Origin of the sequence: Janthinobacterium sp., assembly GCF_031995485.1 — a bacterium.
Lineage (GTDB): Bacteria > Pseudomonadota > Gammaproteobacteria > Burkholderiales > Burkholderiaceae_D > Janthinobacterium.
The window spans coordinates 1-25,514 of sequence record NZ_DAMAGB010000068.1; the positions used below are offsets into that span (position 1 = coordinate 1).

Annotated in this window: 15 protein-coding genes; 11 read left to right on the top strand and 4 right to left on the bottom strand. The window is 65.7% G+C overall.

Annotated features, from left to right (window positions below):
• Positions 1-41: 41 nt before the first annotated feature.
• Entirely contained in the window at positions 42-10,754 is a 10,713-nt protein-coding gene (locus tag RTQ46_RS25650; RefSeq protein WP_312440426.1) for a YDG domain-containing protein, read from the top strand.
• A gap of 74 nt (positions 10,755-10,828) precedes the next feature.
• Here the strand turns inward: RTQ46_RS25650 and RTQ46_RS25655 are convergent, their stop codons facing one another.
• From RTQ46_RS25655 to RTQ46_RS25665, 3 genes are all read right to left on the bottom strand, one after another.
• Positions 10,829-11,467, bottom strand: coding sequence for an NAD(P)H-dependent oxidoreductase (locus RTQ46_RS25655; protein WP_312440427.1), 639 nt, complete (start codon positions 11,465-11,467; stop codon positions 10,829-10,831).
• Between the two features lie 82 nt (positions 11,468-11,549).
• On the bottom strand, positions 11,550-12,620 hold the full coding sequence (locus tag RTQ46_RS25660) for an ATP-binding protein (RefSeq protein ID WP_312440428.1): 1,071 nt from the start codon (positions 12,618-12,620) through the stop codon (positions 11,550-11,552).
• Positions 12,620-13,333, bottom strand: a complete 714-nt coding sequence (locus RTQ46_RS25665) for a response regulator (protein WP_409518376.1) — start codon at positions 13,331-13,333, stop codon at positions 12,620-12,622. The genes RTQ46_RS25660 and RTQ46_RS25665 overlap by 1 nt, the downstream gene beginning before the upstream one ends.
• Before the next feature lie 136 nt (positions 13,334-13,469).
• On the opposite strand from RTQ46_RS25665, the gene RTQ46_RS25670 reads away from it, so the two are divergent.
• From RTQ46_RS25670 to RTQ46_RS25685, 4 genes are read left to right on the top strand one after another with little or no spacing between them, the layout of a single operon-like run.
• Positions 13,470-14,597, top strand: coding sequence for an efflux RND transporter periplasmic adaptor subunit (locus tag RTQ46_RS25670; protein ID WP_312440430.1), 1,128 nt, complete (start codon positions 13,470-13,472; stop codon positions 14,595-14,597).
• 25 nt (positions 14,598-14,622) lie between these two features.
• Positions 14,623-17,754 carry a multidrug efflux RND transporter permease subunit gene (locus RTQ46_RS25675; RefSeq protein ID WP_312440431.1) on the top strand — a complete coding sequence of 1,044 codons (3,132 nt, stop codon included), beginning with the start codon at positions 14,623-14,625 and terminating at the stop codon, positions 17,752-17,754.
• Positions 17,754-19,133 carry an efflux transporter outer membrane subunit gene (locus RTQ46_RS25680; protein WP_312440441.1) on the top strand — a complete coding sequence of 460 codons (1,380 nt, stop codon included), beginning with the start codon at positions 17,754-17,756 and terminating at the stop codon, positions 19,131-19,133. Before RTQ46_RS25675 ends, RTQ46_RS25680 begins: the two co-directional genes overlap by 1 nt.
• Positions 19,134-19,190: 57 nt before the next feature.
• Positions 19,191-19,967 (top strand): substrate-binding periplasmic protein, encoded by a 777-nt coding sequence (locus tag RTQ46_RS25685; RefSeq protein WP_312440432.1) that lies wholly within the window; start codon positions 19,191-19,193, stop codon positions 19,965-19,967.
• Between the two features lie 179 nt (positions 19,968-20,146).
• Here RTQ46_RS25685 and RTQ46_RS25690 read toward each other — a convergent pair whose 3' ends face one another.
• Positions 20,147-20,500: a hypothetical protein gene (locus tag RTQ46_RS25690; protein WP_312440433.1), complete on the bottom strand. Its 354-nt coding sequence runs from the start codon at positions 20,498-20,500 to the stop codon at positions 20,147-20,149.
• 81 nt (positions 20,501-20,581) lie between these two features.
• Here RTQ46_RS25690 and RTQ46_RS25695 point away from each other — a divergent pair, with 81 nt between their 5' ends.
• The 6 genes from RTQ46_RS25695 to arsH all read left to right on the top strand — a co-directional run.
• Entirely contained in the window at positions 20,582-20,977 is a 396-nt protein-coding gene (locus RTQ46_RS25695) for a hypothetical protein (protein ID WP_312440434.1), read from the top strand.
• Positions 20,978-21,089: 112 nt separating this feature from the next.
• Positions 21,090-22,739, top strand: coding sequence for a DUF4394 domain-containing protein (locus tag RTQ46_RS25700; protein WP_312440435.1), 1,650 nt, complete (start codon positions 21,090-21,092; stop codon positions 22,737-22,739).
• Positions 22,740-22,926: 187 nt separating this feature from the next.
• Positions 22,927-23,220: a metalloregulator ArsR/SmtB family transcription factor gene (locus RTQ46_RS25705; RefSeq protein WP_312440436.1), complete on the top strand. Its 294-nt coding sequence runs from the start codon at positions 22,927-22,929 to the stop codon at positions 23,218-23,220.
• Positions 23,214-24,494, top strand: a complete 1,281-nt coding sequence (locus tag RTQ46_RS25710; RefSeq protein WP_312440437.1) for an arsenic transporter — start codon at positions 23,214-23,216, stop codon at positions 24,492-24,494. The genes RTQ46_RS25705 and RTQ46_RS25710 overlap by 7 nt, the downstream gene beginning before the upstream one ends.
• Positions 24,495-24,514: 20 nt before the next feature.
• Positions 24,515-24,922 carry an arsenate reductase (glutaredoxin) gene (gene arsC, locus RTQ46_RS25715; RefSeq protein ID WP_312440438.1) on the top strand — a complete coding sequence of 136 codons (408 nt, stop codon included), beginning with the start codon at positions 24,515-24,517 and terminating at the stop codon, positions 24,920-24,922.
• On the top strand, positions 24,915-25,514 hold a 600-nt coding region (gene arsH / locus RTQ46_RS25720; protein WP_312440440.1), incomplete at its 3' end, for an arsenical resistance protein ArsH. The genes arsC and arsH, both read left to right, overlap by 8 nt.

A 25,514-nucleotide genomic window follows, 5' to 3' on the forward strand; every position in this document is an offset into this window, starting at 1 on the left:
AGAACGGCGGCCTGATCCAGGCCGATGGCGGCAGCGTGGTGATGACGGCCCAGGCCGCCGGCGACCTCCTGAAAACCGTGGTCAACAACACCGGCATCATTGAGGCGCACACGATCGACACGCGCGGCGGCAGCATCAAATTGCTGGGTGACATGCAGAGCGGCACGGTGAATGCGGCTGGCACGCTGGACGCCAGCGCGCCGACAGGCGGCAATGGCGGCTTTATCGATACTTCGGCGGCGCATGTGAAACTCGCTGACGCCTTGAAGGTCACGACGGCCTCAAGCAAGGGTCAGACCGGCACCTGGCTGATCGACCCGACCGACTACACCATCGCGGCGACCGGCGGCGACCAGACCGGCGCGTTTTTTACGAATGCGCTCAAGAGCACCAGCGTGCAGATTCAGAGCATTTCGGGCGGCACCGGCACGCTGGGCGACATCAATGTCAACGACACGATTTCGTGGTCGGCCAACCAGTTGAAGATGACGGCGCAAAACAATATCAATATCAACCAGCCGCTGCGCGGCGCCGGCACGGCCAGCCTGGCGCTGGAATATGGCCAGCAGGCTGTGGCGGCGAGCAATACCGCCAAGTACAATGTCAAGGCCGAGATCGACTTGCCGTCGGGGCAGAACTTCAGCACCAAATTGGGCAGTGACGGCGCGCTGACCAATTATACGGTGATCAACACCCTGGGTGCGGCAACCAGCACCAGCGGCACCGATTTGCAGGGCTTGAAAAATGCGCTGAGCGGCAACTTCGTGCTGGGCGCCAATATCGATGCCACCGTCACCTCGACCTGGAATGGGGGGCTGGGATTTACGTCCATCGGTACCAACAGCGTGCCATTCACCGGCCAGTTTGACGGCCTGGGACATGTCATTACCGGCTTGAACAGTTCCACCACCTCGGCGGCCGGCGTCGCCGGCCTGTTCGGCTCCAACACCGGCAGCATCCGCAATATCGGCATCGTGGCGCCGGTCATCAGTGCCAATGTTGCCAGTGGACTGGCTGCCGGTGCAGCGGGATTGGTGGTAAGCAATAGTGGCAGTGTCAGCAATGCCTATGTCAAGGGCGGTACGATCACCGCAGTCAATCTGGCGGAGGTTGCTGGATTGACAGTAACCAATAGTGGTTCGATCAGCGACAGTTACAATGCCAGTACGGTAATTTCGCGGGGTACCACCAACTATACAGGCGGTTTGGTTGGCCTTGCGACTGCCGCCAGTACCATTATCAATAGTTATAACAGCGGTGATATAACCAGCAATAAATTTTTTGCTGGTGGGCTGGTTTCCGATAATTTTGGCAGCATTGCCAATAGTTTTAATACCGGCACGGTGACGGCCAACACCAGTGGTGGTGGCCTTACCAACAACAATCGCGGCGTCATTGCCGACAGTTTCAATGCCGGTATCGTTCTGAGCAATCGCTATGCGGGCGGTCTGGCAGCAACTACGACTGTCGCGTCGAAGATCAGCAATAGTTATTCAACCGGCACGGTAACTCTCGGCGCGTCCGCAGTCGGCGTCGGTGCCGTTGCCGCTGGTGGGCTGGTGGGATACAACCTTGGCGCAGTCAGCAACAGTTACTCGACTGGCGCAGTCACAGGTACCACCTATGTCGGTGGGGTGATAGGTCACAATGGTGCCAGCGGCACAGCCGCCTTTATCAATAATGTCTATTCTTCAGGGACAGTAGCGTACATCACCAACGGCAGCGGTTTCATCGGTGGACTGGTTGGTTCCCTGCGCCAAGCCAGCACGATTACCAATGGCTACTTCAACCAGACATTGAATCCATCGCTATCCGGGGTAGGTGCTATTCCTGAAACCGGCACCGTCACATCGGTCGCCGGCCTGAGCTCGACGCAAATGCAAACCGCGTCGAACTTCGCCAACTTCACTTTCACGACTAAGGCTGGCGCGACCGGCAACAACTGGGTCATGGTCGATACCGACGGCACGCTGAACAACTCGAGCGGCGCGCTGGGCGCCACCGGGCCGATGCTGGCGGCCGAGTACAGCACCAATATCTACTCGTCGCATCAGCTGCAATTGATGGCAATGAACCTGGCCGGCAACTATACGCTGCGGCAGGATGTCAACGTGGCGGCCACCGGCCTGCTGACCGACGTCTGGAATAGCAACAACTTCATTCCGGTCGGCACCGGCACGACGACGCCGTTCACCGGCACCCTGGACGGCGCCGGCCATGTCGTGTCCGGCCTGGTCATCAATCGCCCCGGCACGAATTTCGCCGGCCTGTTCGGCACGACGTCAAGCACGGCCATCGTGCGCAATATTGGCCTCGAAGGCGGCAGCATCACCGGCAAGAATGGCACCGGCGCACTGATCGGCAGCAACCTGGGCACGGTCAGCGGCAGTTTCAGCACCGTCAGCGTGAGCGGCGCCACCCAGGTCGGCGGCCTGGTCGGCGTCAATGGCGTCGGCAGCACCATCACCAACAGCTACGCCAGCGGCGCCGTTACCGGCACCGGCACCATCGGCGGCCTGGTCGGCTTGAATACGGGCTCGCTGATCAACAACTATGCCAGCGGCACGGTCACCGGCGGCAGCGTCTCGGGCGGCCTGGCCGGTTCCAATAGCGGCACCGGCACCTCCACCGGCAACTTCTGGGATACCACCACCAGCGTCAAGGCGACCAGCGCCACCGGCACCGGCTTGACCACCGCGCAGATGAAATTGCTGTCCACCTACACTGCGCCGGGCTGGGACCTGGCCGGCGCGTGGATCGTCTACGACACGAATACTTATCCCTTGCTGCGCGCTTTCATGACGCCGCTGCAGGTGACGTTTGCCTCGAATGCCAGCAAAACCTATGACGGCACCAATAGCTGGACGGCGCCTGCCTATGCATTCTCGAACCCGAATGTCGTGCTCGATGGCACCCTGAACTATGGCGCGGCGGGCAGCGCCGTCAACGCCGGCACGTATGCCATCACGGCCGGCGGCCTGTATTCCGGCCAGCACGGCTATGCCATCAGTTCTAACGCCGCCACCCTGACCATCGACAGGAAGGTCGCCACTGTTACCGGCGCGACGGTGGTCAGCCGCGACTACGACGGCACCACGGCCGCCACGATCAGCGGCGCCACGCTGAGCGGCGTGCTGGCACAGGATAACGGCAACGTCACGGTCAATACGGGCACCTTCGACACCAGGGATGCGGGCAGCGGCAAGGCCGTCACGGCCCTCACCAGCGGCAGCGCCGGCGGCAACTATACCGTGACGGTCGGCGCACTGACGGGCACCATCACGCCGAAAGCGCTGACCCTGTCCGGCCTGGCCGCCGCCACGCGCCAATATGACGGCAGCACCGCTGCCACCCTGACCGGCGGCACGCTCAATGGCCTGGTTGCCGGCGAAACGCTGAACGTGGGCGCCTCGACGGGTTTGTATGCCGACAAGAATGCTGGCGCCGGCAAGGCGGTGACGGTAACGATCGGCACGCTGGTCGATGGCACCGGACTGGCCAGCAATTACACGCTTACCACGCCGACCGGCGTTACGGGCACCATCACGCCCAAGGACTTGAGCTGGAGCGGTCTGACGGCGGACAATAAGGAATACAACGGCAACACCAGTGCCAGCATCAGCGGCGGCAGCATTTCCGGCATGGTCGGCGGCGAAACGCTGATCTCGGCCAGCAGCGCCGTGTTTGCCGACAAGAACGCCGGCAATGGCAAAACGGTCACTGTCAGCAGCACGCTGGGCAACGGCAGCGGTGGCGGCCTGGCGGCCAACTACACGCTGGCCGATGCGACCACCACGGCCGATATTACGCCGAAGGCCTTGACGGTCACCGGTGCAACGGCCGGCAACAAGGTCTATGACGGCAGCACGGCGGCGGTTATTTCCGGCGGCACCCTGAGCGGCCTGGTCGGCAGCGAAACGGTCACCCTGGGCGCGCTGTCGGGCGCCTTCGGCGACAAGAACGCGGGCAATGGCAAGGCAGTGACGGTCACCGGCGGCGCCTTGAGCAACGGCAGCAATGGCGGCCTGGCCAGCAACTACACGGTCGGCAGCGTGACGGGCCTGTCGGCCAATATTGCGCAAAAAGCCTTGACGGTCAGCGGCGTTAGCGTCGCCAGCAAGAGCTATGACGGCAATACCAAGGCCACCATTTCCGGCGGTACCCTCAATGGCCTGGTCGGCGGCGAAACCCTGGCCCTGTCCGGCCAGAGCGGGGCATTCAACGACCAGAACGCGGGCAATGGCAAGGCCGTCACGGTATCCGGCGCGACGCTGTCAGATGGTACCGGACTGGCCAGCAACTATACGGTCAGCAACGCCACCGGCGTGACCGGCAACATTACGCAAAAAGCGCTGACGGTAACCGGCGTGACAGCCAGCGACAAGGTCTACGATGGCAGCTTGGCTGCAGTGCTCAGCGGCGGCACCCTGAGCGGCCTGGTCGGCTCGGAAACGCTGGGCCTGTCCAGCCTTTCCGGCGTATTCGGCGACAAGAATGTGGGGAGCGGCAAGACCGTGACGGTCACCGGCGGCGCGCTGTCCGACGGCACTGGCCTGGCCAGCAATTACACGGTTGGCTCAGTGACGGGCCTGCTTGCCAGCATCACGCCCAAGGCGCTGACGCTGAGCGGCGTGCTGGCCAGCGCCAAGACATATGACGGCAATACCAAGGCCAGCCTGACGGGCGGCACATTGAACGGCCTGGTGGGCGGCGAAAGCCTGAGCGTGTCCGGCCTGAGCGGCACGTTTGCCGACCAGAACGCCGGCACCGGCAAGGCCGTGACGGTCACCGGCACCACGCTGCTCGATGGCACTGGCCTGGCCAGCAATTATTCCGTCAGCAATCCGAGCGGCGTGACGGGCGACATCACGCCCAAGGCCCTGACGGTGACCGGCGTCGTGGCCGCCAATAAAGTGTATGACGCCACCACCAAGGCTACCATCGCCGGCGGCACCCTGAGCGGCCTGGTCGGCGGTGAAACGCTGGGCCTGTCCGGCCTGAGCGGCACGTTTGTCAACAAGAACGCCGGCACCGCCAAGGCCGTTACCATCAGTGGCGCGACGCTGGCCGACGGCACGGGTCTGGCCAGCAACTACACGGTCAGCAACCCGACCGGCGTGACGGCCAATATCAACCAGGCGACGATTTCCTCGGTCACCAATGTGGTGGCCGACAGCAAGGTCTACGATGGCGGCACCAGTGTCACCTTCGGCTCGGCCACGGCCACCTTCAACGGCATGCTCAGCGGCGACAGCCTGGCGATCGGCGGCACCAAGGCCGCGTTCAGCGACAAGAACGCCGGCACCGGCAAGGCCGTGACGATCTCGTTCCTGACGCTGGGCGGCACGGACGCGGCCAACTACACGCTGGCCACGACCACCGCGACCGGCACCGGCACCATTACGCCGAAGGCCGTGACGATCACCGGCATGACGGCGCTCAACAAGGTCTACGACGGCAGCACCAAGGCCAGCGTCTCGGGTGGCGCGATTTCCGGCACGGTCGGTGCGGAAACCCTGGGCGCGGCGGGACTGGTGGCAACGTTTGCCGACAAGGACGTGGGCACGGGCAAGACCGTGACCACGACCGGCACCACGCTGGTCAACGGCAACAACGGCGGCCTGGCCAGCAATTACACGGTGACCAACCCCACCTTTACGGCCAATATCACGCCGAAAGCGCTGACGGTGACGGGCATGACGGCCGGCACGCGCGTGTATGACGGCACCACCGTGGCCACCTTGAGCGGCGGCGCCCTGAGCGGCCTGGTCAGCGGTGAAACGCTGGTGGTCAGCGGTGGCACGGGCGTGTTCGCCGACAAGAACGCCGGCAACGGCAAGGCCGTGACGGTCAGCGGCGTGGGCATTGCCGACGGCAGTGGCCTGGCCAGCAATTACAGCGTGACCAACCCGACCAATGTAACGGGCAACATCACGCAAAAAGCGCTGAGCGTCAGCGGTGCGCTGGCGGCCGACAAAACCTATGACGGCGCGCTTGACGCCACCATCACGGGCGGCACCCTGAGCGGCTTTGTCGGTTCGGAAACGGTCAACCTGGGCAGCCTCACCGGCGCGTTTGCCGATAAAAATGCCGGCAGCGGCAAGGCCGTCAGCGTCACCGGCGGCACCTTGTCGAACGGCAGCAACGGCGGCCTGGCCAGCAATTACTCGGTCGGCCCTGTCACGGGCCTGTCGGCCAGCATCGCGCAAAAAGCGTTGACGGTGACCGGCGTGGCGGCCGCCAACAAGGTGTATGACGGCAGCACCAAGGCAAGTGTCAATGGCGGCACCCTGAGCGGCCTGGTCGGCGGGGAAACCCTGGGCCTGTCCGGCCTGTCGGGCGCCTTCGCCGACAAGAACGCCGGCACGGCCAAGACCGTGACCGTCAGCGGCGCGACGCTGGCCGACGGCACCGGCCTGGCCAGCAACTACACGGTCAGCAACCCGACCGGCGTGACGGCCAATATCAACCAGGCGACGATTTCCTCGGTCACCAATGTGGTGGCCGACAGCAAGGTCTACGATGGCGGCACCAGTGTCACCTTCGGCTCGGCCACGGCCACCTTCAACGGCATGCTCAGCGGCGACAGCCTGGCGATCGGCGGCACCAAGGCCGCGTTCAGCGACAAGAACGCCGGCACCGGCAAGGCCGTGACGATCTCGTTCCTGACGCTGGGCGGCACGGACGCGGCCAACTACACGCTGGCCACGACCACCGCGACCGGCACCGGCACCATCACGCCAAAGGCGCTGACGATTGCCGGCATGTCGGCCATCAACAAGGTGTATGACGGCAGCACCAAGGCGACCTTGTCGGGCGGTTCGATCAGCGGCCTGGTCGGCTCCGAAACCCTGGGCGTGACGGGCTTGAGCGCCTCTTTTGACGACAAGAACGCCGGCACTGGCAAAACGGTGACGGCCACCGGCGCCACCCTGGTCAACGGCAGCGGTGGCGGCCTGGCCGCCAACTACACGATCAGCAACCCGACCGGCTTGCTGGCCAATATCACGCCGAAAGCCCTGACAGTGTCGGGCATGACGGCTGGCAACAAGGTGTATGACGGAAACACGAGTGCGACCCTGCTTGGGGGCAGCCTGAGCGGCCTGGTAGCGGGCGAGACGCTGGTGGTCTCGGGCGGTACGGGCGTGTTCGCCGACAAGAACGCTGGTAATGGCAAGGCCGTGACGGTCACCGGCGTGGGCATTGCCGACGGCACTGGTTTGGCCAGCAATTACACGGTCAGCAATCCGACCGGCGTGACGGGCAGCATTACGCAAAAAGCCTTGATGGTGAGCGGCGCGCTGGCGCTCGATAAAACCTACGACGGCAGTGCCGCCGCCGGTTTGACGGGCGGTACGCTTGACAGCAGTGGCTTTGTCAACGATGAAACGGTCAACCTGACTGCCCTGGCAGGTGAGTTTGTCAACCGGAATGCGGGTAATGGCAAGGCTGTCAGCATCACCGGCGGTACCTTGTCCGACGGTACGAACGGCGGCTTGGCCAGCAATTACGTGGTGGCGAACAGCGGCGGCCTGACAGCCAGCATTGCGCAAAAAGCGCTGACGGTCACCGGCGTGACCGCTGGCAACAAAGTGTATGACGCCACCACCAAGGCCACCATCAGCGGCGGCGCCCTGAGCGGCCTGGTTGCTGGCGAAACCTTGAACCTGTCCGGCCTGTCGGCGGCTTTCGCCGACAAGAACGCCGGCACCGACAAAGCCGTGATTGTCAGCGGCGCGCAGATCAGCGATGGCAGCGGCCTGGCCAGCAACTACATGGTCAGCAACCCGACCGACGTCAAAGCCGATATCGCCAGGGCAAACATCACGGGTGTGACGGGCTTTGCTGCCGATACCAGGGTCTACAACACGACCACCACGGCTACCGTCAGCAATGCCGGCGCGACGTTCGCCGGCATGTTCAATGGCGACGTGCTGACGGTCAGCGCCAGTTCGGCCAACTTTATCGACAAGAACGCCGGCAGCGGCAAGGTGGTCACTGCCAGCGGCCTGAGCCTGGGCGGCACGGACGCCGGCAACTACAACCTGGCGGCCGCCACCGGCACGGGAACGGGGACCATTACGCAGGCGCAGATTGCCAGCATCACCGGCATCACGGCCGCCAGCAAGACCTACGACGGCACGGACGCTGCCACGCTCAATGCCGGCGCCACGTTCAATGGCTTGTTGGGCAGCGACAGCCTGTCGTTCAGCGCCACCAAGGCCGCCTTCAGCGACAAGAACGCCGGCAGCGGCAAAACCGTGCTGGTCGAAGGCATGGTGCTGGGCGGTACGGATGCGGGCAATTACACGCTGGCCAGCAATACGGCCAACGGCACCGGCACCATCACGCCGAAAGCGCTGACGGTGACGGGCGCGACGGCGGGCAACAAGGCCTATGACGGCACGCTGGCGGCGAGCGTGACGGGCGGCGCCTTGACGGGCCTGGTCAGCGATGAAACCTTGTCGCTGTCCGGTCTGACGGGCACGTTTGCCACGCAAAATGTGGCCAGCAACATTGCCGTGACTGCCAGCGGCGCGACCCTGGCCGACGGCACTGGCCTCGCCAGCAACTACACGGTCAGCAATCCGACCGGTTTGCAGGCCAATATCACGCCGAAGGAACTGACCATTGGCGGCATTGCAGCAGGCAACAAGGTCTACGACGGCACGCTGGCGGCCAGCCTGACGGGCGGCGCCCTGCAGGGCCTGGTGGGTGATGAAACCCTGGTATTGTCCGGCACCGTGGGCGTGTTTGGCGACAAGAACGCAGGCAGCAACAAGACGGTCACCGTCAGCGGCGCGACCCTGGCTGACGGCACTGGCCTGGCCAGCAACTACACGGTCAGCAACCCGACGGGCCTGACGGCCAGCATCACGCCGAAAGCCCTGACGGTGGCCGGTCAATTGGCCGGCAACAAGGTCTACGACGGCACGACGGCGGCGCAATTGTCGGGCGGCGCCCTGAGCGGCCTGGTGGCCGGCGAAACCTTGGGCTTTGGCGGCCAGACGGCTGTCTTCAGCGACAAGAACGCGGCCAATGGCAAAACCGTGACGGTAACGGGCACCGCGCTGGTCGACACGGCCAGCGGCCTCGCCAGTAACTACACGGTCAGCAACCCGACCGGCTTGACGGCCAGTATCACGGCCAGGGCCCTGACGGTAACGGGCCAGCTGGCGGGCAACAAGGTGTATGACGGGAATGCACAAGCCAGCCTGTCCGGCGGCGCCCTGAGCGGCCTGGTGGCCGGTGAAACGCTGGGCTTTGGCGGCCAGAACGCCGTCTTCAGCGACAAGAACGCGGCCAATGGCAAAGCCGTGACGGTAACGGGCACCACCCTGGTCGACACGGCCAGCGGCCTGGCCAGCAATTACACGGTCAGCAACCCGACCGGCCTGACGGCCAGCATCACGGCCAAGGCTCTGACGGTAACGGGCCAGCTGGCGGGCAACAAGGTCTACGACGGCAATACCGCGGCGCAATTGTCCGGTGGCACCCTGAGCGGCCTGGTCGCTGGTGAAACCCTGGTGATCGGTGGCCAGAACGCGGCGTTTGCCGACAAGAATGCCGGCACCGCCAAGGCCGTGACCGTGACGGGCACCACCCTGGTCGACACGGCCAACGGCCTGGCCAGCAACTATACGGTCAGCAACCCGACCGGTTTGACGGCCAGCATCACGCCGAAAGCCCTGACGGTGGCCGGTCAACTGGCCGCCAACAAGGTGTATGACGGCACGACGGCGGCGCAATTGTCCGGCGGCGTACTGGCGGGCCTGGTAGCGGGCGAAAGCCTGGGCCTGGCCGGCCAGACGGCGACCTTTGCCGACAAGAACGCGGCCACGGCCAAGGCCGTGACGGTGACGGGCACGACGCTGGTCGACACGGCCACCGGTGTGGCCAGCAACTACACGGTCAGCAATCCGACCGGCTTGACGGCGAGCATCACGCCGGCCAGCCTGCTGGTGCGCGCCACGGGCGCCGTGTCGCGCGTGTATGACACCACCACCAACGCCAGCGTGACCCTGGGCGACAATCGTATCGCCGGCGACGTGCTGACCATCAGCAACAGCGGCGCCAGCTTTGCCGACAAGAACGCCGGCGCCAACAAGACGGTGACGGTGAACGGCATTGCGCTCGGCGGCGCGGATGCCGGCAACTATATTGTCAACACGACGGCCACCACCACAGCCAGCATCACGCAGGCAGCGCTGGGGGTCAAAGTGAACAATGCCGAGAAAGACCAGGGCCGCGCCAATCCGGACTTCACGGCCAGCTACACGGGCTTGATCGGTAGCGATACGCTGGCGAACGAGGTCAGCGGCAACCTGGCGTTCAGCACGCCAGCGACCACCGCTTCGCCGTCGGGCAGCTACCTGGTGTCGGCGGCCGGCCAGTCGTCGACCAATTATGCGCTGACGTATACGCCGGGCGTGTTGACGGTCAATCCGACCGAAGCGCTGCAAAGCGCGCTGGCCAGCGTGATCGGGACCGTCAATGTGGCGCCGTCGCAGGGCAATATGGTGCAGGCAGAGAAGGTGGCAACGGGTGAGCCGGTGGACAGCAAGTCGGACGCCATTGCCGTGGTGCGTGGCGAAAGCGAGCCGGGCAATACGGCCAGCAGCGGCAATGCGCCAGCCGTCCAGTTGACGGGCGCGGTCACGCAGAACGTGCTGCCGGGCTTGCGCCTGAACGTGATCGACACTGGTTTGCGCATGCCTGGCGGAGGTGGCAACACCAGCGTCGAAAGCCAGTAAAACGGGTCGTCAACTGAAAAAGCCGCTGCGTGACTTGCATCACGCAGCGGCTTTTTTTATGGAAACGCCGGAACTTACGCCAGCTCGGTGACGAACTCGTCTTGCGGACGGCGCACTTTTTCCAGGTTCTGCAGCCAGTCGCCTTCGCCGGCGCGGTAGCCCAGCGGCAGGATCACCACCGAACGCAGGCCGCGCGCGGTGAGGCCCAGGATCTCGTCGACCTTGGCCGGGTCAAAACCTTCCATTGGCACCGAGTCGACTTTTTCCTGCGCCGCGGCGATCAGCGCCGTACCCACGCCGATATAGGCCTGGCGCGCAGCGTGCTGGTAATTGGTTTCCGCGTCGCGCTGCGGGTAAGTGGCCAGGATCTGCCGGCGGTAGGCTTCCCAGCCTTCGTTCTTGAAGCCGCGCACGGTATTGACCAGGTCAAACATGTGGTTGATGCGCTCGACCGTGTAGTTGTCCCAGGCGGCGAATACCAGCAGGTGCGAGCAGTCCGTTACCTGGCCCTGGTTCCAGGCGTGCGGTTTGATCTGCGCGCGCAGCTCGGGATTGGTGACGACGAACACTTCGTATGGCTGCAGGCCGCTGGAGCTGGCGGTCAGGCGCACGGCTTCCACGATGCGGTCGACCTTTTCCTGGGGCACCGCTTTCGACGGGTCCATTTTTTTGGTGGCGTAACGCCATTGCAGGTCTTGCAGCAAATCGCTCATGAGTAATCCTTTTCCGGTAAATGGTTCAGACTGGAAATGATAGCGGATTCGGCCATTTCAAGTGCGCGGCCCAAAAAGCTGTCTATGCCACCGGCTTTGCGGGCCACGCGACGGTAAAGCGGCTGCCGCCGGCCGCGCTGTGGGTACACGATGCGCTGCCGCCATGGGCGCGCGCGATGGCGTCGACCACCGCCAGGCCCAGGCCACTTCCATTCGAGGCCAGCACCCGCTCACCGCCGCCGCGGCGAAACGCGTCGAATACCTGGCGCGCCAGTTCGTCCGGCAGGCCGGGGCCGGTGTCGTCCAGCGTCAGGATATAGTCGCCGCCGTCCACGTGCGTGGCCAGCGCCAGCAAGCCGGGATCGGCGTAGCGGCGTGCATTGTCGAGCAGGGCCAGCACGACCTGGGCGATGCGGGCGGGATCGCAGCTGACCGGCTGGCCGCACAGATCGAGCCGCAGCTGCAGGCCGGCGGCGGCCAGTTCCGGCGCCAGCACGGCCGCCACATCGGCCATCTCGCGCGACAGGTCGGTCGATTCCAGGCGCAGCTGCATCTGGCCGCTGTCGGCCAGGCTCAGGGTGCGCAGGTCTTCGATCAGGCGGCCCAATCCTTCCACCTGCGACAGCAGGGCGCGAAACTCCACTTCTTCCGGCCTGAACACGCCATCGACCACGCCCTGCAAGGTGCCGCGCAGGATCGTCACCGGCGTGCGCAGTTCGTGTGCGATGGCCGCGTTCCAGGTCCGGCTTTCGCGCGCGCCCCGTTCCAGCCGTTCGGCCATGCTGTTGAAATCGTCGACCAGCATCGCCGTCTCGCCCAGGGTGCGGTCGCCGGCCACGGCGCGTGCGGCCAGGTCGCCATGCGCGACCTTGCGCACGCTGTCCATCACGGAATTGATCGGCGTGAGGATGCGCGCGGCCAGCTTGACAGCGAGATACGCGGCCAGCAGCAGGCCGAATACCGTCAGGCCCAGCATCCATAGCCATTCGGCAGTGGTCGGCGACCAGTCGTCGGGCGCGGAGATCATGGCCGGGTCGAACTGGATGGCGATGGCAAAGAAGACCCACCAGCCCAGCCAGCCGAGCAAGGTGCTGCTGACAATCAGCACCGACATCGACAGCACGATCTGCCGGTTCAGCCCTGTCAGCCGCATCAGGACTCGCTTTCCAGCCGGTAGCCCACGCCGCGCAGGCTGGCCGGCATATTGGCCACGCCCGCTTCCTCGAGTTTTTTGCGCAGCTTGCTGACATGGCTGTCCACCGTGCGCTCCAGCGTATTGCCTTCGGGCAGGCAGGCTTCCAGCAGTTCGAGCCGGCTGCACACGCGCCGCGGCGTGCGCATCAGGTGGGCCAGCAGGCGAAATTCGGTCAGCGTCAGGTTCAGCGCCGTGCCGGCGCCGTGCCGCACCACGCTGGCGGCATAGCTTTCCTGGTCGATTTCCACGGCGCCGCAGCGCAGGATGCCCGCAACGGGAGCGGCCGGGCGCCCGCGCGAGCGGCGCAGCACGGCCGCCACGCGCGCCACCACTTCGGCCGGATTGAACGGCTTGACAATATAGTCGTCGGCGCCCACGCGCAGCGCGGCCAGCTTGTCGGCATCCTGGTCGCGCGCAGTCAGCATGATGACGGGCGTGTCGCCGCGCCGGCGCACCTGCGCCAGCACTTCCCAGCCGTCGCACAGCGGCATCTGCACGTCGAGCAGCAGCAGGTCGGGCGACAGCGCCAGGTGCTGCGCCAGCGCCTGGCGGCCGTCAAAGGCAGATGCCGTGCGGTAGCCGTCGCGCTCCAGGTAGCCGGCCAGGATGCGGGCGATCTGCGGTTCGTCTTCGGCAATCAATACAAGGGTAGGGGAGTCTGGTAGCGGCATCATGCGCGCAGTCTAGCATCGTTCATCGCCTCCATCGAACCTCCACATTTCCTCGACGGGCGGTCCACACAGCCTGTTTATGCTCGCGAGATCAGTCGACCGGACCGCCGGTCGGGATACGCCATCGAGAAAGACCATGCACCTGAATCGCCTCATCAAGAAAAAACTGATACTGGCCACCGCCCTGGCCGGCCTGGCCGCCTGTTCGCAGCCGCAGGAAGCGGCGCCTGCAGCGCCACCGCCATCCGTCACGGTGCTGAGGCTGCAGGCTGCGCCCGTGCTGCTCAGCGACGAACTGCCGGGCCGCGTAACCGCCTTGCGCACGGCCGATATCCGGCCCCAGGTGGGCGGCATCGTGCTGCGCCGCCTGTTCGAGCAGGGCAGCGAGGTCAGGGCAGGGCAGAAGCTGTTCCAGCTGAACCCGGCGCCGTTCCAGGCCGACGCCGATGCGGCCGCCGCGGCGCTGCAAAGCGCGCTTGCCACCGCCAGCCGCGCCAGCAGCCAGGCCGCACGCCTGCAGCCGCTGGTCGAGGCGGACGCCATCAGCCGCCAGGCCTATGACGACGCCGTGGCCCAGCGCGACCAGGCCGTGGCCAGCGTGGCGCAGGCGCGCGCGGCTTTGGCGCGGCGCAGGCTGGACCTGGCATTTGCCGCCATCGCCGCGCCGATTGCCGGGCGTATCGGTTCCGAACTGGTGACCGAAGGCGCGCTGGTGGGCACCACCGACGCGGCGCCGATGGCGCGCATCGAGCAGATCGACCAGGTGTATGTCGATGTGCGCCAGTCGGCCGCCGCGCTGGCGCGCGCCAGCGGCGCGGCGGGCAAGCTGCCCGTCGCCATCCTCGGCGCCGACGGCAAACCGCATGCACAGAAGGGCCGCATTTTGTTCTCAGGTACCAGCATCGACGCCGGCACGGGCGACGCGACCATCCGCGTGCTGGTCGACAATCCGCAGCGCGCGCTGTTGCCCGGCATGTTCGTGCGCGCCCGCATCGCGCGTGCGCAAGTGCCTGACGGCCTGCTGGTGCCGCAGCAGGCGGTGCTGCGTTCGAGCGGCGGCCAGGCGCAGGCCTGGGTACTCGATAACGCCAACAAGGCCAGCCTGCGTGCCATCGAGGTGGACGACGTGATCGACCACCAGTATGTGGTCAACGCGGGCCTGAAGGCCGGCGAGACGCTGGTGGTGGAAGGCCAGGAACGGCTGCAGCCGGGCGTGGCCGCCGCGCCGCAAGCCTGGCAGCGCCGCGCCGCCAGCGCTCCCTGATACACGCATATTGAAAGCTTGAGACATGCCCCAATTTTTTATCGACCGCCCGGTGTTTGCCTGGGTGGTGGCGATCTTTATCGTGCTGTTCGGACTGATCGCCATCCCGCAATTGCCGATTGCGCGCTTCCCTTCGGTGGCGCCGCCCAGCGTCAGCATCAGCGCCAGCTATCCCGGCGCCACGCCGCAGACCATGAACGATTCCGTGATCGGCCTGATCGAACGCGAGCTGTCGGGCGTCAAAAACCTGCTGTATTTCGAGTCCTCGTCCGACACCTCGGGCTCGGCTTCGATCACGGTGACATTCCAGCCCGGCACCAATGCCGAGCTGGCGCAGGTCGACGTGCAGAACCGGCTGAAAACCATCGAGCCGCGCCTGCCGCAGGCCGTGCGCCAGAATGGCCTGGCGGTGGAATCGGCGTCGTCGGGCTTCCTGATGATCGTCAGCCTGAACGCCCCCAAGGGCGGGCATGACGAAGTGGCGCTGGGCGACTACCTGGCGCGCAATGTGATGGAAGAACTGCGCCGCATCCCGGGCGTGGGCAAGGTGCAGCTGTTCGGCTCCGAGCGCGCCATGCGCATCTGGGTCGATCCGGCCAAACTGGTGTCGTACCGGCTGGCGATGGGCGATATCACGGCGGCGGTGGCGCAGCAGAATGCGCAGATCGCGCCAGGGCGCCTGGGCGACTCGCCGGCCGTCCAGGGCCAGCGCGTGACGATACCGCTGACCGTGCAGGGCCAGCTGCAAAGCGCGCAGCAATTCGCCGCCATCGTGCTGCGCGCCAATCCCGATGGCTCGAAGGTGACGATCGCCGACGTGGCGCGCGTGGAACTGGGCGCGCAAAGCTTCAACTTCAGCATCCGCGAAAACGGCCATGGCGCCTCGGGCGCCGCGATCAGCCTGTCGCCGGGCGCCAATGCCGTGCAGACGGCCAGTGCGATCCGCGCGCGCATGGCCGAACTGGCGCCGGCCATGCCGGCCGGGATGCAGTACTCGGTGCCATTCGACACGGCGCCATTCGTCAAGATCTCGATTGAAAAAGTGGTCATGACGCTGGTCGAGGCGATGGTGCTGGTGTTCCTCGTGATGTATCTGTTCCTGCAGAAGATAAGCTACACGCTGATCCCGGCCATCGTCGCGCCGATCGCGCTGCTCGGTACCTTTACCGTGATGCTGTTGGCCGGCTACTCCGTCAATGTGCTGACCATGTTCGGCATGGTGCTGGCGATCGGCATCATCGTCGACGACGCCATCGTGGTAGTCGAAGCGGTCGAACGGCTGATGGCCACCGAAGGGCTGTCGCCGAAGGAAGCGACCTCGAAAGCCATGCGCGAAATCACGGGCGCGGTGGTCGGCATCACGCTGGTGCTGACGGCCGTATTCATTCCGATGGCGCTGGCCAGCGGTTCGGTGGGCGCCATCTACCGCCAGTTTACGCTGGCAATGGCAGTCTCGATCCTGTTTTCGGCCTTTCTGGCCTTGACGCTGACGCCGGCGCTGTGCGCCACCATGCTCAAACCCATCGGCCCGCACGATCATGAAAAGAAGGGCTTCTTTCGCTGGTTCGACCGCCAGTTCGAGCGCATGACGGCGCGCTATGAAAAAGGCGTGGTGGCGATGGTAAAACGCGCGGGACGCTGCATGCTGGTCTACGGCGGCATCGTCGCCGCGCTGGCGTTCGCCTTTTTGCGGCTGCCGTCGGCATTTCTGCCGGAAGAAGACCAGGGTTATTTCATCACCTCGATGCAGCTGCCGTCCGACGCCACCATGGAGCGCACGCTGGACGTGGTGAAGCAGTTCGAGCGGCATGTGGCGGCGCGGCCGGGCATCGAAACCAGCCAGTCCATCCTCGGCTTCAGCTTTTCCGGCGCGGGGCCGAACGCGGCGCTGGCGTTTATCATGCTGAAGGACTGGAAGGCACGCGACGGCGCCACCGCACAGGAGGAGGTGCGGCAGGCGCAGCTCGCCATGGCCGGCGCGAAGGAGGGCATGATCATGAGCCTGATGCCGCCCGCCATCGATGAACTGGGCAACTCGTCCGGTTTCTCGATGCGCCTGCAGGACCGCGCCAACCAGGGCGTCGCGGCGCTGCAGGCGGCGCAGAGCCAGTTGCTGGGACTGGCCGCGCAAAGCGGCAAGGTGGCCGGCGTGTATCCGGACGGCCTGCCGCCCGGTGCCAGCGTGCGCCTGGAAATCGACCGGGTGAAAGCCGAAGCGCTGGGCGTGTCGTTTGGCGCCATCGGCGACATGCTGACGGCGGCCATGGGTTCCACGTATGTCAACGACTTTCCGAACGCAGGGCGCATGCAGCAGGTGATCATCCAGGCCGATGCGCCGTCGCGCATGCAGCTGAACGATGTGCTGGCGCTGCGCATCCGCAATGGCGCCGGCGGCATGGTGGCGCTGGGCCAGGTGGTGCATCCGGTCTGGAGCGAAACGCCGCTGCAGCTGGTGCGCTTCCAGGGCTATCCGGCCGCGCGCATCGCCGGCAGCGCCGCGCCGGGCGTATCGAGCGGCGACGCCATGCTGGAAATGGAACGCCTGGTGAAACAGCTGCCGCCCGGTTTTGCGCTGGCATGGACCGGCCAGTCGCTGCAGGAAAAGGAATCGGCTTCGCAGGCGCCGATGCTGATGGCGCTGTCGATGCTGGTGGTGTTCCTGGTGCTGGCCGCGCTGTACGAAAGCTGGGCGATCCCGCTGTCGGTGATGCTGGTGGTGCCGCTGGGGCTGTTGGGCGCGGTGCTGGCCGTGACCCTGCGCGGCATGCCGAACGACGTGTTTTTCAAGGTGGGCATGATCACGATTATCGGCCTGTCGGCCAAGAACGCGATCCTGATTGTGGAGTTTGCGCGGCAGTTGCAATCGCAGGGCAAGGGACTGGTCGAGGCGACGGTGGAAGCTGCGCGCCTGCGCCTGCGGCCGATCCTGATGACCTCGCTGGCGTTTGCGCTGGGCGTGGTGCCATTGATGCTGGCCAGCGGCGCCAGCGCCGAAACCCAGCATGCGATCGGCACGGGCGTATTCGGCGGCATGCTGAGCGCCACCGTGCTGGCCGTGTTTTTCGTGCCCGTATTCTTTGTCGTCGTGCTGAGCGCGGTGGACAGGCTGGGACGGCGCTGGTGCAGGAATCAACCCGCGGTACAAGGAGAAGCATGATGCGGTCCCGTTTTATCTTGCTGGCGGCCGCGATGGCCGCTGCCCTGTCGGCGTGTGCGCTCACGCCGCCGCTGGTCATGCCGGCCTTGCCGGTACCGGCCGTGTATGACGCCGGCCAGGCGCCTGAACATGCCAACGCTGCCGACCTGGGCTGGCGCCAGATGCTGCCCGACCCGCGCCTGCAGCAGCTGGTGGCACTGGCGCTGGCCAGCAATCGCGACCTGCGCGTGGCGGCGCTCAATGTACAGGCGGTGCAGGCCCAGTACCGGATCCAGGACGCGGCGCGCCTGCCCGCCATCGGCGCCAGTGCGGGCGGCACGCGCCAGACGATGGCCGATGCTGGCGGCGTGCAGAACCAGTTTGCGGCCGGCGTGGCCCTGGGCGCCTTCGAGATCGACCTGTTCGGCCGCCTGCGTTCCTTGTCCGACGCCGCATTTGCCCGGTACCTGGCCAGCGAACAGGGACGCCGCGCCGCGCAACTGGCCCTGGTCGCGGCCGTGGCCGGCGCCTATCTGGAAGAACGGCTGGCTGTCGAGCAGCTGCAGCTGGCCGAATCGACGTTGCAGGACTGGCGCCAGGCGCTGGTGCTCACGCAGCGCTTGCACGCGGCCCGGCAGGGCAGCGGCCTCGATGTGGCGCAGGCCGAAGGCCAGGCGGCGAGCGCCGAAGCCGATGTGCAGGCGCGCGAGCGCTTGCGCCAGCTGGCGCGCAACCAGCTGGAGCTGCTGCTGGGCGCGCCCGTGCCCGATGGCTTGCCCGCCGGCCTGGCGCTCGATGCACAGCCCGTGCTGACGCAACTGCCGGCCGGCGTGCCGTCGGACCTGCTGCTGCGCCGGCCCGATATCCTGCAGGCCGAGCAAAGCCTGGTGGCGGCCAATGCGGACATCGGCGCCGCGCGCGCCGCCTTCTTTCCGCGCCTGTCGCTGACCGCCTCGCTCGGTTTTGCCAGCTCCGACGTAGGCGACCTGTTCCGCGGCGGCGCGCGCAGCTGGTCGTTTGCGCCGCAGATCACGCAGCCGCTATTCCAGGGCGGCCAGCTGCGCGCCGAATTGCGGCTGTCGCAGATCCGCCGCGAGATCGCGGTGCAGCAGTACGAGCAGGCGATCCAGAGCGCGTTTCGCGAAGTGCGCGATGGCCTGGCCGGCAGCCAGACCTATGCGCAGCAGATCGCCGCGCAGCAGCGCGTGGCAGCCAGCGCCGAGCAGCGCCGGCGCCTGTCGCAGCTGCGCTATGGCGCCGGCCAGGACAGCCGGCTGGAGCTGCTCGACGCGCAGCGCCAGTCGTATGCATCGCAGCAAACTTTGCTAGACTTGCGGCGAGACCAGTTCAAGTCGGCCATCGCCCTGTACATGGCTTTGGGCGGTGGACTGGAAGAGTAATGCGCGCATGAACGGCATGGCGCGCGACAGATTGTCTTTCGCCGCCAGGGAGTGCCCATGCCTGCAAGCTTGCTGCGTGTTTTTTTCCTCGCCCTCGGCCTGCTTGGTCCGCAGGCCTGGGCCCAGGAGCCTGTGGCCGCGCCGCTGCGCGTGGTCGGCTTTGTCTATCCTCCCTTTATGTATCCCGACGAGCGCAACGTCCCGGCCGGCCCGATGGTCGAGGTGGTGGCCGAAGCGTTGCGCCGCATGGGCCAGCCGGCCAGGATCGAGCTGCTGCCGCTGGCACGCGCGCTGCGGCAGGTGGAATCGGGCGAAGCGGTCGCCATGTTTACCGTCAAGAAGACAGCGCAGCGCGAAGCGCAATATGTATTTTCCAGCGAGCCGCTACTGATGCAGGAGTATGTGATCTTTGTCGCCCAGGATTCCACGCTGGCGTTTCGCGGCGACCTGGGGGTGCTGGCCATGTCGTCCATCGGCGTGGTCGGCGCCACCTCATACGGCGCCATTTTCGATGCCGCCGCCCAGCAGGGCGTATTCAAGAAGCTGGAAATCAGCTCCAGCCATGAAGCCAACTTCAGGAAACTGCTGGCAGGGCGCATGGATGCCATTGTCTGCAGCCGCGCTGTCGGCGTGGAAATCCTGAAACAGCTGCAGGCGACAGGGCGCGTCAAAATCAGCGGTCCGCCGATCGAAACTACCCAAAGCTACCTGATGTTCAACAAGGCCGCAGCCACGCCGCAACTGGTGGCGGGCTTCGACCATGCGATCCGCGGCATGCGCCAGCAAGGGCTGCTGGGGACGGGCCGCAAGGCACGCCCGGGCGGCGCAAATTAGCGCATATCAAAAGCCGGAAAATCATGATTAAAATTCGTACCTACTTATAGAAAACAATTAGCTTGCACATAATCATGGCCGCAATAAGATGGCCTGACCGTGGCTCAACCGTCTTTGTGTGGAGTGATAATGAGTGTGACGCGTCGTCATTTTCTGATGCAACTGGCCGCCAGCAGCGGCTAAGCGGCCGCCCATGCGGCCATGACTACCCTGGGCCTGGGGGCAGTGGGCGTGACGGCGCCGCCAGCCGCGCCCGTGCTGCCGCGGCCCGGTTCCGGCAAGGGGCGCTGTGTGCTGGTGCTGGGCGCCGGTATCGCCGGCCGTATGAAGGCACGGACGGCCAGCGCGAGCAGATGCCGGCGTAGCTGGACTGGGAGTTCTGCCAGGTGGCGCAGCTGGCGCGCCACGGCGCGCATGGCTTCAAGGTGCTGACCGCGCAGCACGGCCAGGAGCAGTGCCGGCGGTGTCGGCGATGGCGTGGCGCAGTGGCCGGTCTTCGCCCACCTTGCGTACGCTGCGCCAGCTTCTTGCAAATGGTGTCATTCTGGTCATGAACCAGCCGTCAGCCAACCAGGCGACGGCTGGCGCGCACGCAGTTCAACCGGAGCCGACACATGAAAATGAATGCCTTGCTTGCCATGGCCGCCGTCAGCGGCTTGCTGGTCACGAGTAGCGCGCTGGCGCTCAAGCAATGTCCGCCCGGCGTGCGCGATTGCGGACCGAATCCCTATTATTCGCTGGCGGTGGGCTTTACGCAGGTATGTTCGGAGCGCCATCCTGAAAGCGCCGCGCTGTACCAGGCCACGCTGGCCGCAATGGTGGCCAGGTATCCCGAGGTCTATGCGCGGATGGAAGCGACGCCGGAATTCAAACAGGAGCTGCAGGTGGTTCTCAAGGAACTGTATGCCAGCACTGCGGCGGAGGTGGACAAGCAATGCAGCGACATGCTCGACGAAGCGGCGCAGCAACAGCAGCCGCAGCAACCTGCGGCACCGTCGAAAAATAAATAATTATTTTGCATCCGCTGCATCCAAAGCCGTTCATGGCGGGTAGTACCAGGGTGCGCCACCTGTGCTTGCAGGCGGAACGTACCTTCGATAACCATTTACAGGAGCCACGACCATGCCCTCACTGCCTACTCTGCCTCAACTGCCGTTTGCCAGGCTGCTGCTTGTTTCCGCCGTCGCCCTGAGCCTGTCCGCCTGCGGCGGCAGCGATAACGACGACGATGACGTCGCCACGCCACCAGCCGCCGTGGCCGGCGATGTGTTCGTGCTCACGGCCAGCAACAAGTTATTGTCATTCGACCGCGCCACGCCGGCCACCATCCGCACCACGGCCACGGTGACGGGGCTGCAGTCGGGCGAAAACCTGATGGGCATCGACTACCGCCCGGCGGACGGCCAGCTGTACGGGGTAGGCAGCACGGGCCGCATCTACACCATCAATGGCACGACCGGCGCGGCTACCCTGAAATCAACGCTGGCGGCGGACAGCGCCGACACCAGCGCGCCCTACACGGCGCTGGCCGGAACAAGCTTTGGCGTGGACTTCAATCCGGTTGCCGACCGCCTGCGCATCGTCAGCAACACGGGCCAGAGCCTGCGCATCAATGTCGATACGGGCGCCACCACCACCGACGGCAATATCAACGGCGGCGCGGCCAATACGGCGATTACGGCCGCCGCCTACACCAACAGCTTTGCCGGCACGGCCAGCACCACGCTGTTCGCGATCGACGCCACCAATGGCACGCTGTACACGCAAAATCCGCCCAACAACGGCACCCTGGCCAGCCCGGTCGCGCTGGGGCTGACGGCAACCGCCGTGGCCGGCTTCGATATCGACGCGCGCACCAATACCGGCTACGCCGTGATGACGGTGGGCGGCGTGCGCAATCTGTACACGCTCAACCTGGCCGCCGCCACGGCCCCTGCCACGCTGGTGGCCGCCATCAGCGTGACCGAAGAACTGCGCGGCATCGCCCTGAAAGCGCCGGCCGCGCCGCTCGCCTATGGCCTGACCGACGACAGCCGCATCGTCACCTTCAAGACCGCCACGCCGAACACGCTGGACGCCAACGTGGCCGTGACCGGGCTGGCCGGCGGCGAGCGCCTGCTGGGCTTTGATATCCGGCCGAAGGACGGCCTGCTGTATGGTATTTCCTCGGCAGGGCGCATCGTCACCATCGACCCGGCCAGCGGCGCGGTCACCGTCAAGGCCACGCTGTCGGCCGATAGCGCCGACACCTCCGCACCCTACACCGTGATTGCCGGCGCCTCGTTTGCCGTCGATTTCAACCCGGTGGCCGACCGCCTGCGCGTGATCGGCAACACCGGCCAGAGCCTGCGCATCAATGTCGACACGGGCGCCACCACCACCGACAGCGCCGTCAACCGCGCGGGCGGTACCGTTCCCGCCGTGACAGGCGCCTCCTACACCAACAGCTATGCCGGTACCGCCACCACGGCGCTGTACGACATCGACATCGCCACCGCCAGCCTGGCGCTGCAAAATCCGCCGAACGACGGGAACCTGGTCAATGTCGGCAGCCTGGGCGTGGCCGCCGCTGGCGACGTGGGCTTCGATATCGCCGGCGGCGCCAACGGCCTGGCGCTGGCGGCCCTGCGCACGGTGCCTGCGGGACCAAGTTCGCTGTATCGCATCGACCTTACGACCGGTGCCGCGGCGCTGAGCGGCAGCAATGCGGCCGTTTCGCTGGTGGGTAACGGGCAGGTCGGACTGGTGGATCTGGCGATCGCGATCAGGTAGCCCGATAGTTTGATGCCTGGGGTTGGCGATTGCTTTCATCCCAGAAAAAAATCCGCGGTCGGACCCTGAGGGTCCGACCCGACCATGTCCGCGATTGGGTTAAATGGAGCCAGCATGCAGCAGTTGATTGCTTCGATTCTATAGTTCGACTATTATTGAAGCATCGAATCAATATGGCAAATCCCTCATGCAAACCCAATCCGCCCTGGCCGCGCTGTCGGCCCTGGCCCAGGAATCGCGCCTGGCCATCTTCCGGCTGCTGGTGCAGGCCGGCCCCGACGGCCTGGCCGCCAGCAGGATCGCCGAACAGCTGGGCATTGCCCCATCTTCGCTGTCGTTTCATCTGAAGGAGCTGGCGCACGCCGAGCTGGTCGTGGCGCGCCAGGAAGGGCGCTTCATCATCTATGCGGCGCAGATCGGCAGCATGAATGCGCTGATCGGCTTCCTGACGGAGAATTGCTGCGGTGGCGCCGCATGCTGACCGCGTTTGCCATCTTTGCCGTCACCCTGATTCTCGTCATCTGGCAACCGCGCGGGCTGGGCATCGGCTGGAGCGCCTGCCTGGGCGCCGTCGCCGCGCTGGCCGCCGGCGTGATCGTGCCGGCCGATATCCCCGTCGTCTGGCATATCGTGTGGAACGCCACCGGCACCTTTGTCGCCATCATCATTATCAGCCTGCTGCTGGACCAGGCCGGTTTTTTCGAGTGGGCGGCGCTGCATGTGGCGCGCTGGGGCGGCGGCAGCGGGCGCAGGCTGTTCGTGCTGCTGGTGCTGCTGGGGGCGGTGGTCTCGGCCATCTTTGCCAACGATGGCGCGGCGCTGATCCTGACCCCCATCGTGATCGCCATGCTGCGCGCGCTGAAATTCAATGCCCGCTCGACGCTGGCCTTCGTGATGGCGGCCGGCTTTATCGCCGACACGGCCAGCCTGCCGCTGGTGGTGTCGAACCTGGTCAATATCGTCTCGGCCGATTATTTCAAGATCGGTTTTGCCCGCTATGCTGCCGTGATGGCGCCGGTGAATATCGTGGCGGTGCTGGCCAGCCTGCTGGTGCTGCTATGCTTTTTTCGCCAGGATATCCCGCGCGATTACGAACTTGCGCAGCTGGATCAACCCGTCACCGCGATTCGCGACAGCGCCACCTTCAAGGCGGGCTGGCTGGTGCTGGCGCTGCTGCTGGCCGGCTTTTTCTGGCTGGAGCCGGCCGGCGTGCCGATCAGCGCCGTGGCAGCCGCTGGCGCCTGCGTGCTGCTGGTGGTGGCTGCGCGCGGCAGCGTGATTTCGACGCGCACCGTCTTGCGCGAAGCGCCGTGGCAGATCGTGATTTTTTCGCTGGGCATGTACATGGTGGTGTATGGCCTGCGCAATGCGGGCCTGACCGGCTACCTGACCGGCATCCTCAATCAGTGCGCGCAATATGGCGTCTGGGGCGCGGCCATGGGCACGGGCCTGCTGACGGCGCTGCTGTCGTCGGTGATGAACAACCTGCCAACGGTGCTGATCGGCGCGCTGGCCATCGACCCCGCCACGGCACAAGGCGCCGTGCGCGAAGCGATGATCTATGCGAATGTGATCGGCAGCGACCTGGGGCCGAAGATCACGCCGATCGGCAGCCTGGCCACCTTGCTGTGGCTGCATGTGCTTGACGCCAAGAATATCCATATCTCCTGGGGCTACTACTTCCGCGTCGGCATCGTGCTGACCGCGCCGGTACTGCTGCTGACCCTTGCGGCGCTGGCGCTGCGCCTGAACTGAACCGAATTGAAAGGACTTGCATGGACATCACCATCTACCACAACCCCGATTGCGGCACTTCGCGCAACACGCTGGCGCTGATACGCAATACCGGCGTCGAACCGCACATCGTCGACTGCCTGACGCAGCCGCCAGGCCGCGATGCGCTGACCGGGCTGATCGCGCGCGCCGGCCTGTCCGTGCGCGCCGCGCTGCGCGAGAAGGGTACGCCGTATCTGGAGCTGGGCCTCGATGACATGAGCAAAACCGACGGGGAACTGCTGGACGCCATGCTGGCGCATCCGATCCTGATCAACCGGCCGTTTGTCGTCACGCCGCTGGGCGTGCGCCTGTGCCGGCCGTCGGCGGTGGTGCTCGCCATCCTGCCGCTGCCGCAGCTGGCGCCATACACCAGGGAAGACGGACAGCCGGTGCTGCAGCATGACTGAGCCGGTCGATCTGCCCAATCTGAGCGCGGCACATCTCGACATGCCGACGCCGGACAAGCTGGCGCCGGCAGCGATCAGGCATGCGCCGCGCATCCTGCTGCTGTATGGCTCGCTGCGCGAACGTTCGTACAGCAGGCTGCTGGTGCTGGAGGCGGAACGGCTGCTCAGGCACCTCGGCGCCGACACGCGCGTGTTCGATCCGCATGGCCTGCCGATGGTCGACAGCGTCGGCGACGATCACCCGAAAGTGCAGGAGCTGCGCGCGCTGTCGCTGTGGTCGGAAGGGCAGGTATGGTGCAGCCCCGAGCGCCATGGTGCCGTGACGGGCGTGTTCAAGTCGCAGATCGACTGGCTGCCGCTGGAGCTGGGCAGCGTGCGCCCGGCCCAGGGCAGGACGCTGGCCGTGATGCAGGTATCGGGCGGCTCCCAGTCGTTCAATGCCGTCAACGGCCTGCGCGTGCTGGGCCGCTGGATGCGCATGGTGACGATCCCGAACCAGTCGTCGGTGGCCAAGGCCTGGCAGGAGTTCGACGAGGAAGGGCGCATGAAACCGTCGGCCTGCTACGACCGCCTGGTCGACGTCTTGGAAGAG

Excerpts from the sequence above, each read along its gene's own strand:
- RTQ46_RS25650 (WP_312440426.1), top strand. The coding sequence starts at position 42 with ATGACGGCCCAGGCCGCCGGCGACCTCCTGAAAACCGTGGTCAACAAC.
- RTQ46_RS25655 (WP_312440427.1), bottom strand. The coding sequence starts at position 11,467 with ATGAGCGATTTGCTGCAAGACCTGCAATGGCGTTACGCCACCAAAAAA.
- RTQ46_RS25660 (WP_312440428.1), bottom strand. The coding sequence starts at position 12,620 with ATGCGGCTGACAGGGCTGAACCGGCAGATCGTGCTGTCGATGTCGGTG.
- RTQ46_RS25665 (WP_409518376.1), bottom strand. The coding sequence starts at position 13,333 with ATGCCGCTACCAGACTCCCCTACCCTTGTATTGATTGCCGAAGACGAA.
- RTQ46_RS25670 (WP_312440430.1), top strand. The coding sequence starts at position 13,470 with ATGCACCTGAATCGCCTCATCAAGAAAAAACTGATACTGGCCACCGCC.
- RTQ46_RS25675 (WP_312440431.1), top strand. The coding sequence starts at position 14,623 with ATGCCCCAATTTTTTATCGACCGCCCGGTGTTTGCCTGGGTGGTGGCG.
- RTQ46_RS25680 (WP_312440441.1), top strand. The coding sequence starts at position 17,754 with ATGCGGTCCCGTTTTATCTTGCTGGCGGCCGCGATGGCCGCTGCCCTG.
- RTQ46_RS25685 (WP_312440432.1), top strand. The coding sequence starts at position 19,191 with ATGCCTGCAAGCTTGCTGCGTGTTTTTTTCCTCGCCCTCGGCCTGCTT.
- RTQ46_RS25695 (WP_312440434.1), top strand. The coding sequence starts at position 20,582 with ATGAAAATGAATGCCTTGCTTGCCATGGCCGCCGTCAGCGGCTTGCTG.
- RTQ46_RS25700 (WP_312440435.1), top strand. The coding sequence starts at position 21,090 with ATGCCCTCACTGCCTACTCTGCCTCAACTGCCGTTTGCCAGGCTGCTG.
- RTQ46_RS25705 (WP_312440436.1), top strand. The coding sequence starts at position 22,927 with ATGCAAACCCAATCCGCCCTGGCCGCGCTGTCGGCCCTGGCCCAGGAA.
- RTQ46_RS25710 (WP_312440437.1), top strand. The coding sequence starts at position 23,214 with ATGCTGACCGCGTTTGCCATCTTTGCCGTCACCCTGATTCTCGTCATC.
- arsC (WP_312440438.1), top strand. The coding sequence starts at position 24,515 with ATGGACATCACCATCTACCACAACCCCGATTGCGGCACTTCGCGCAAC.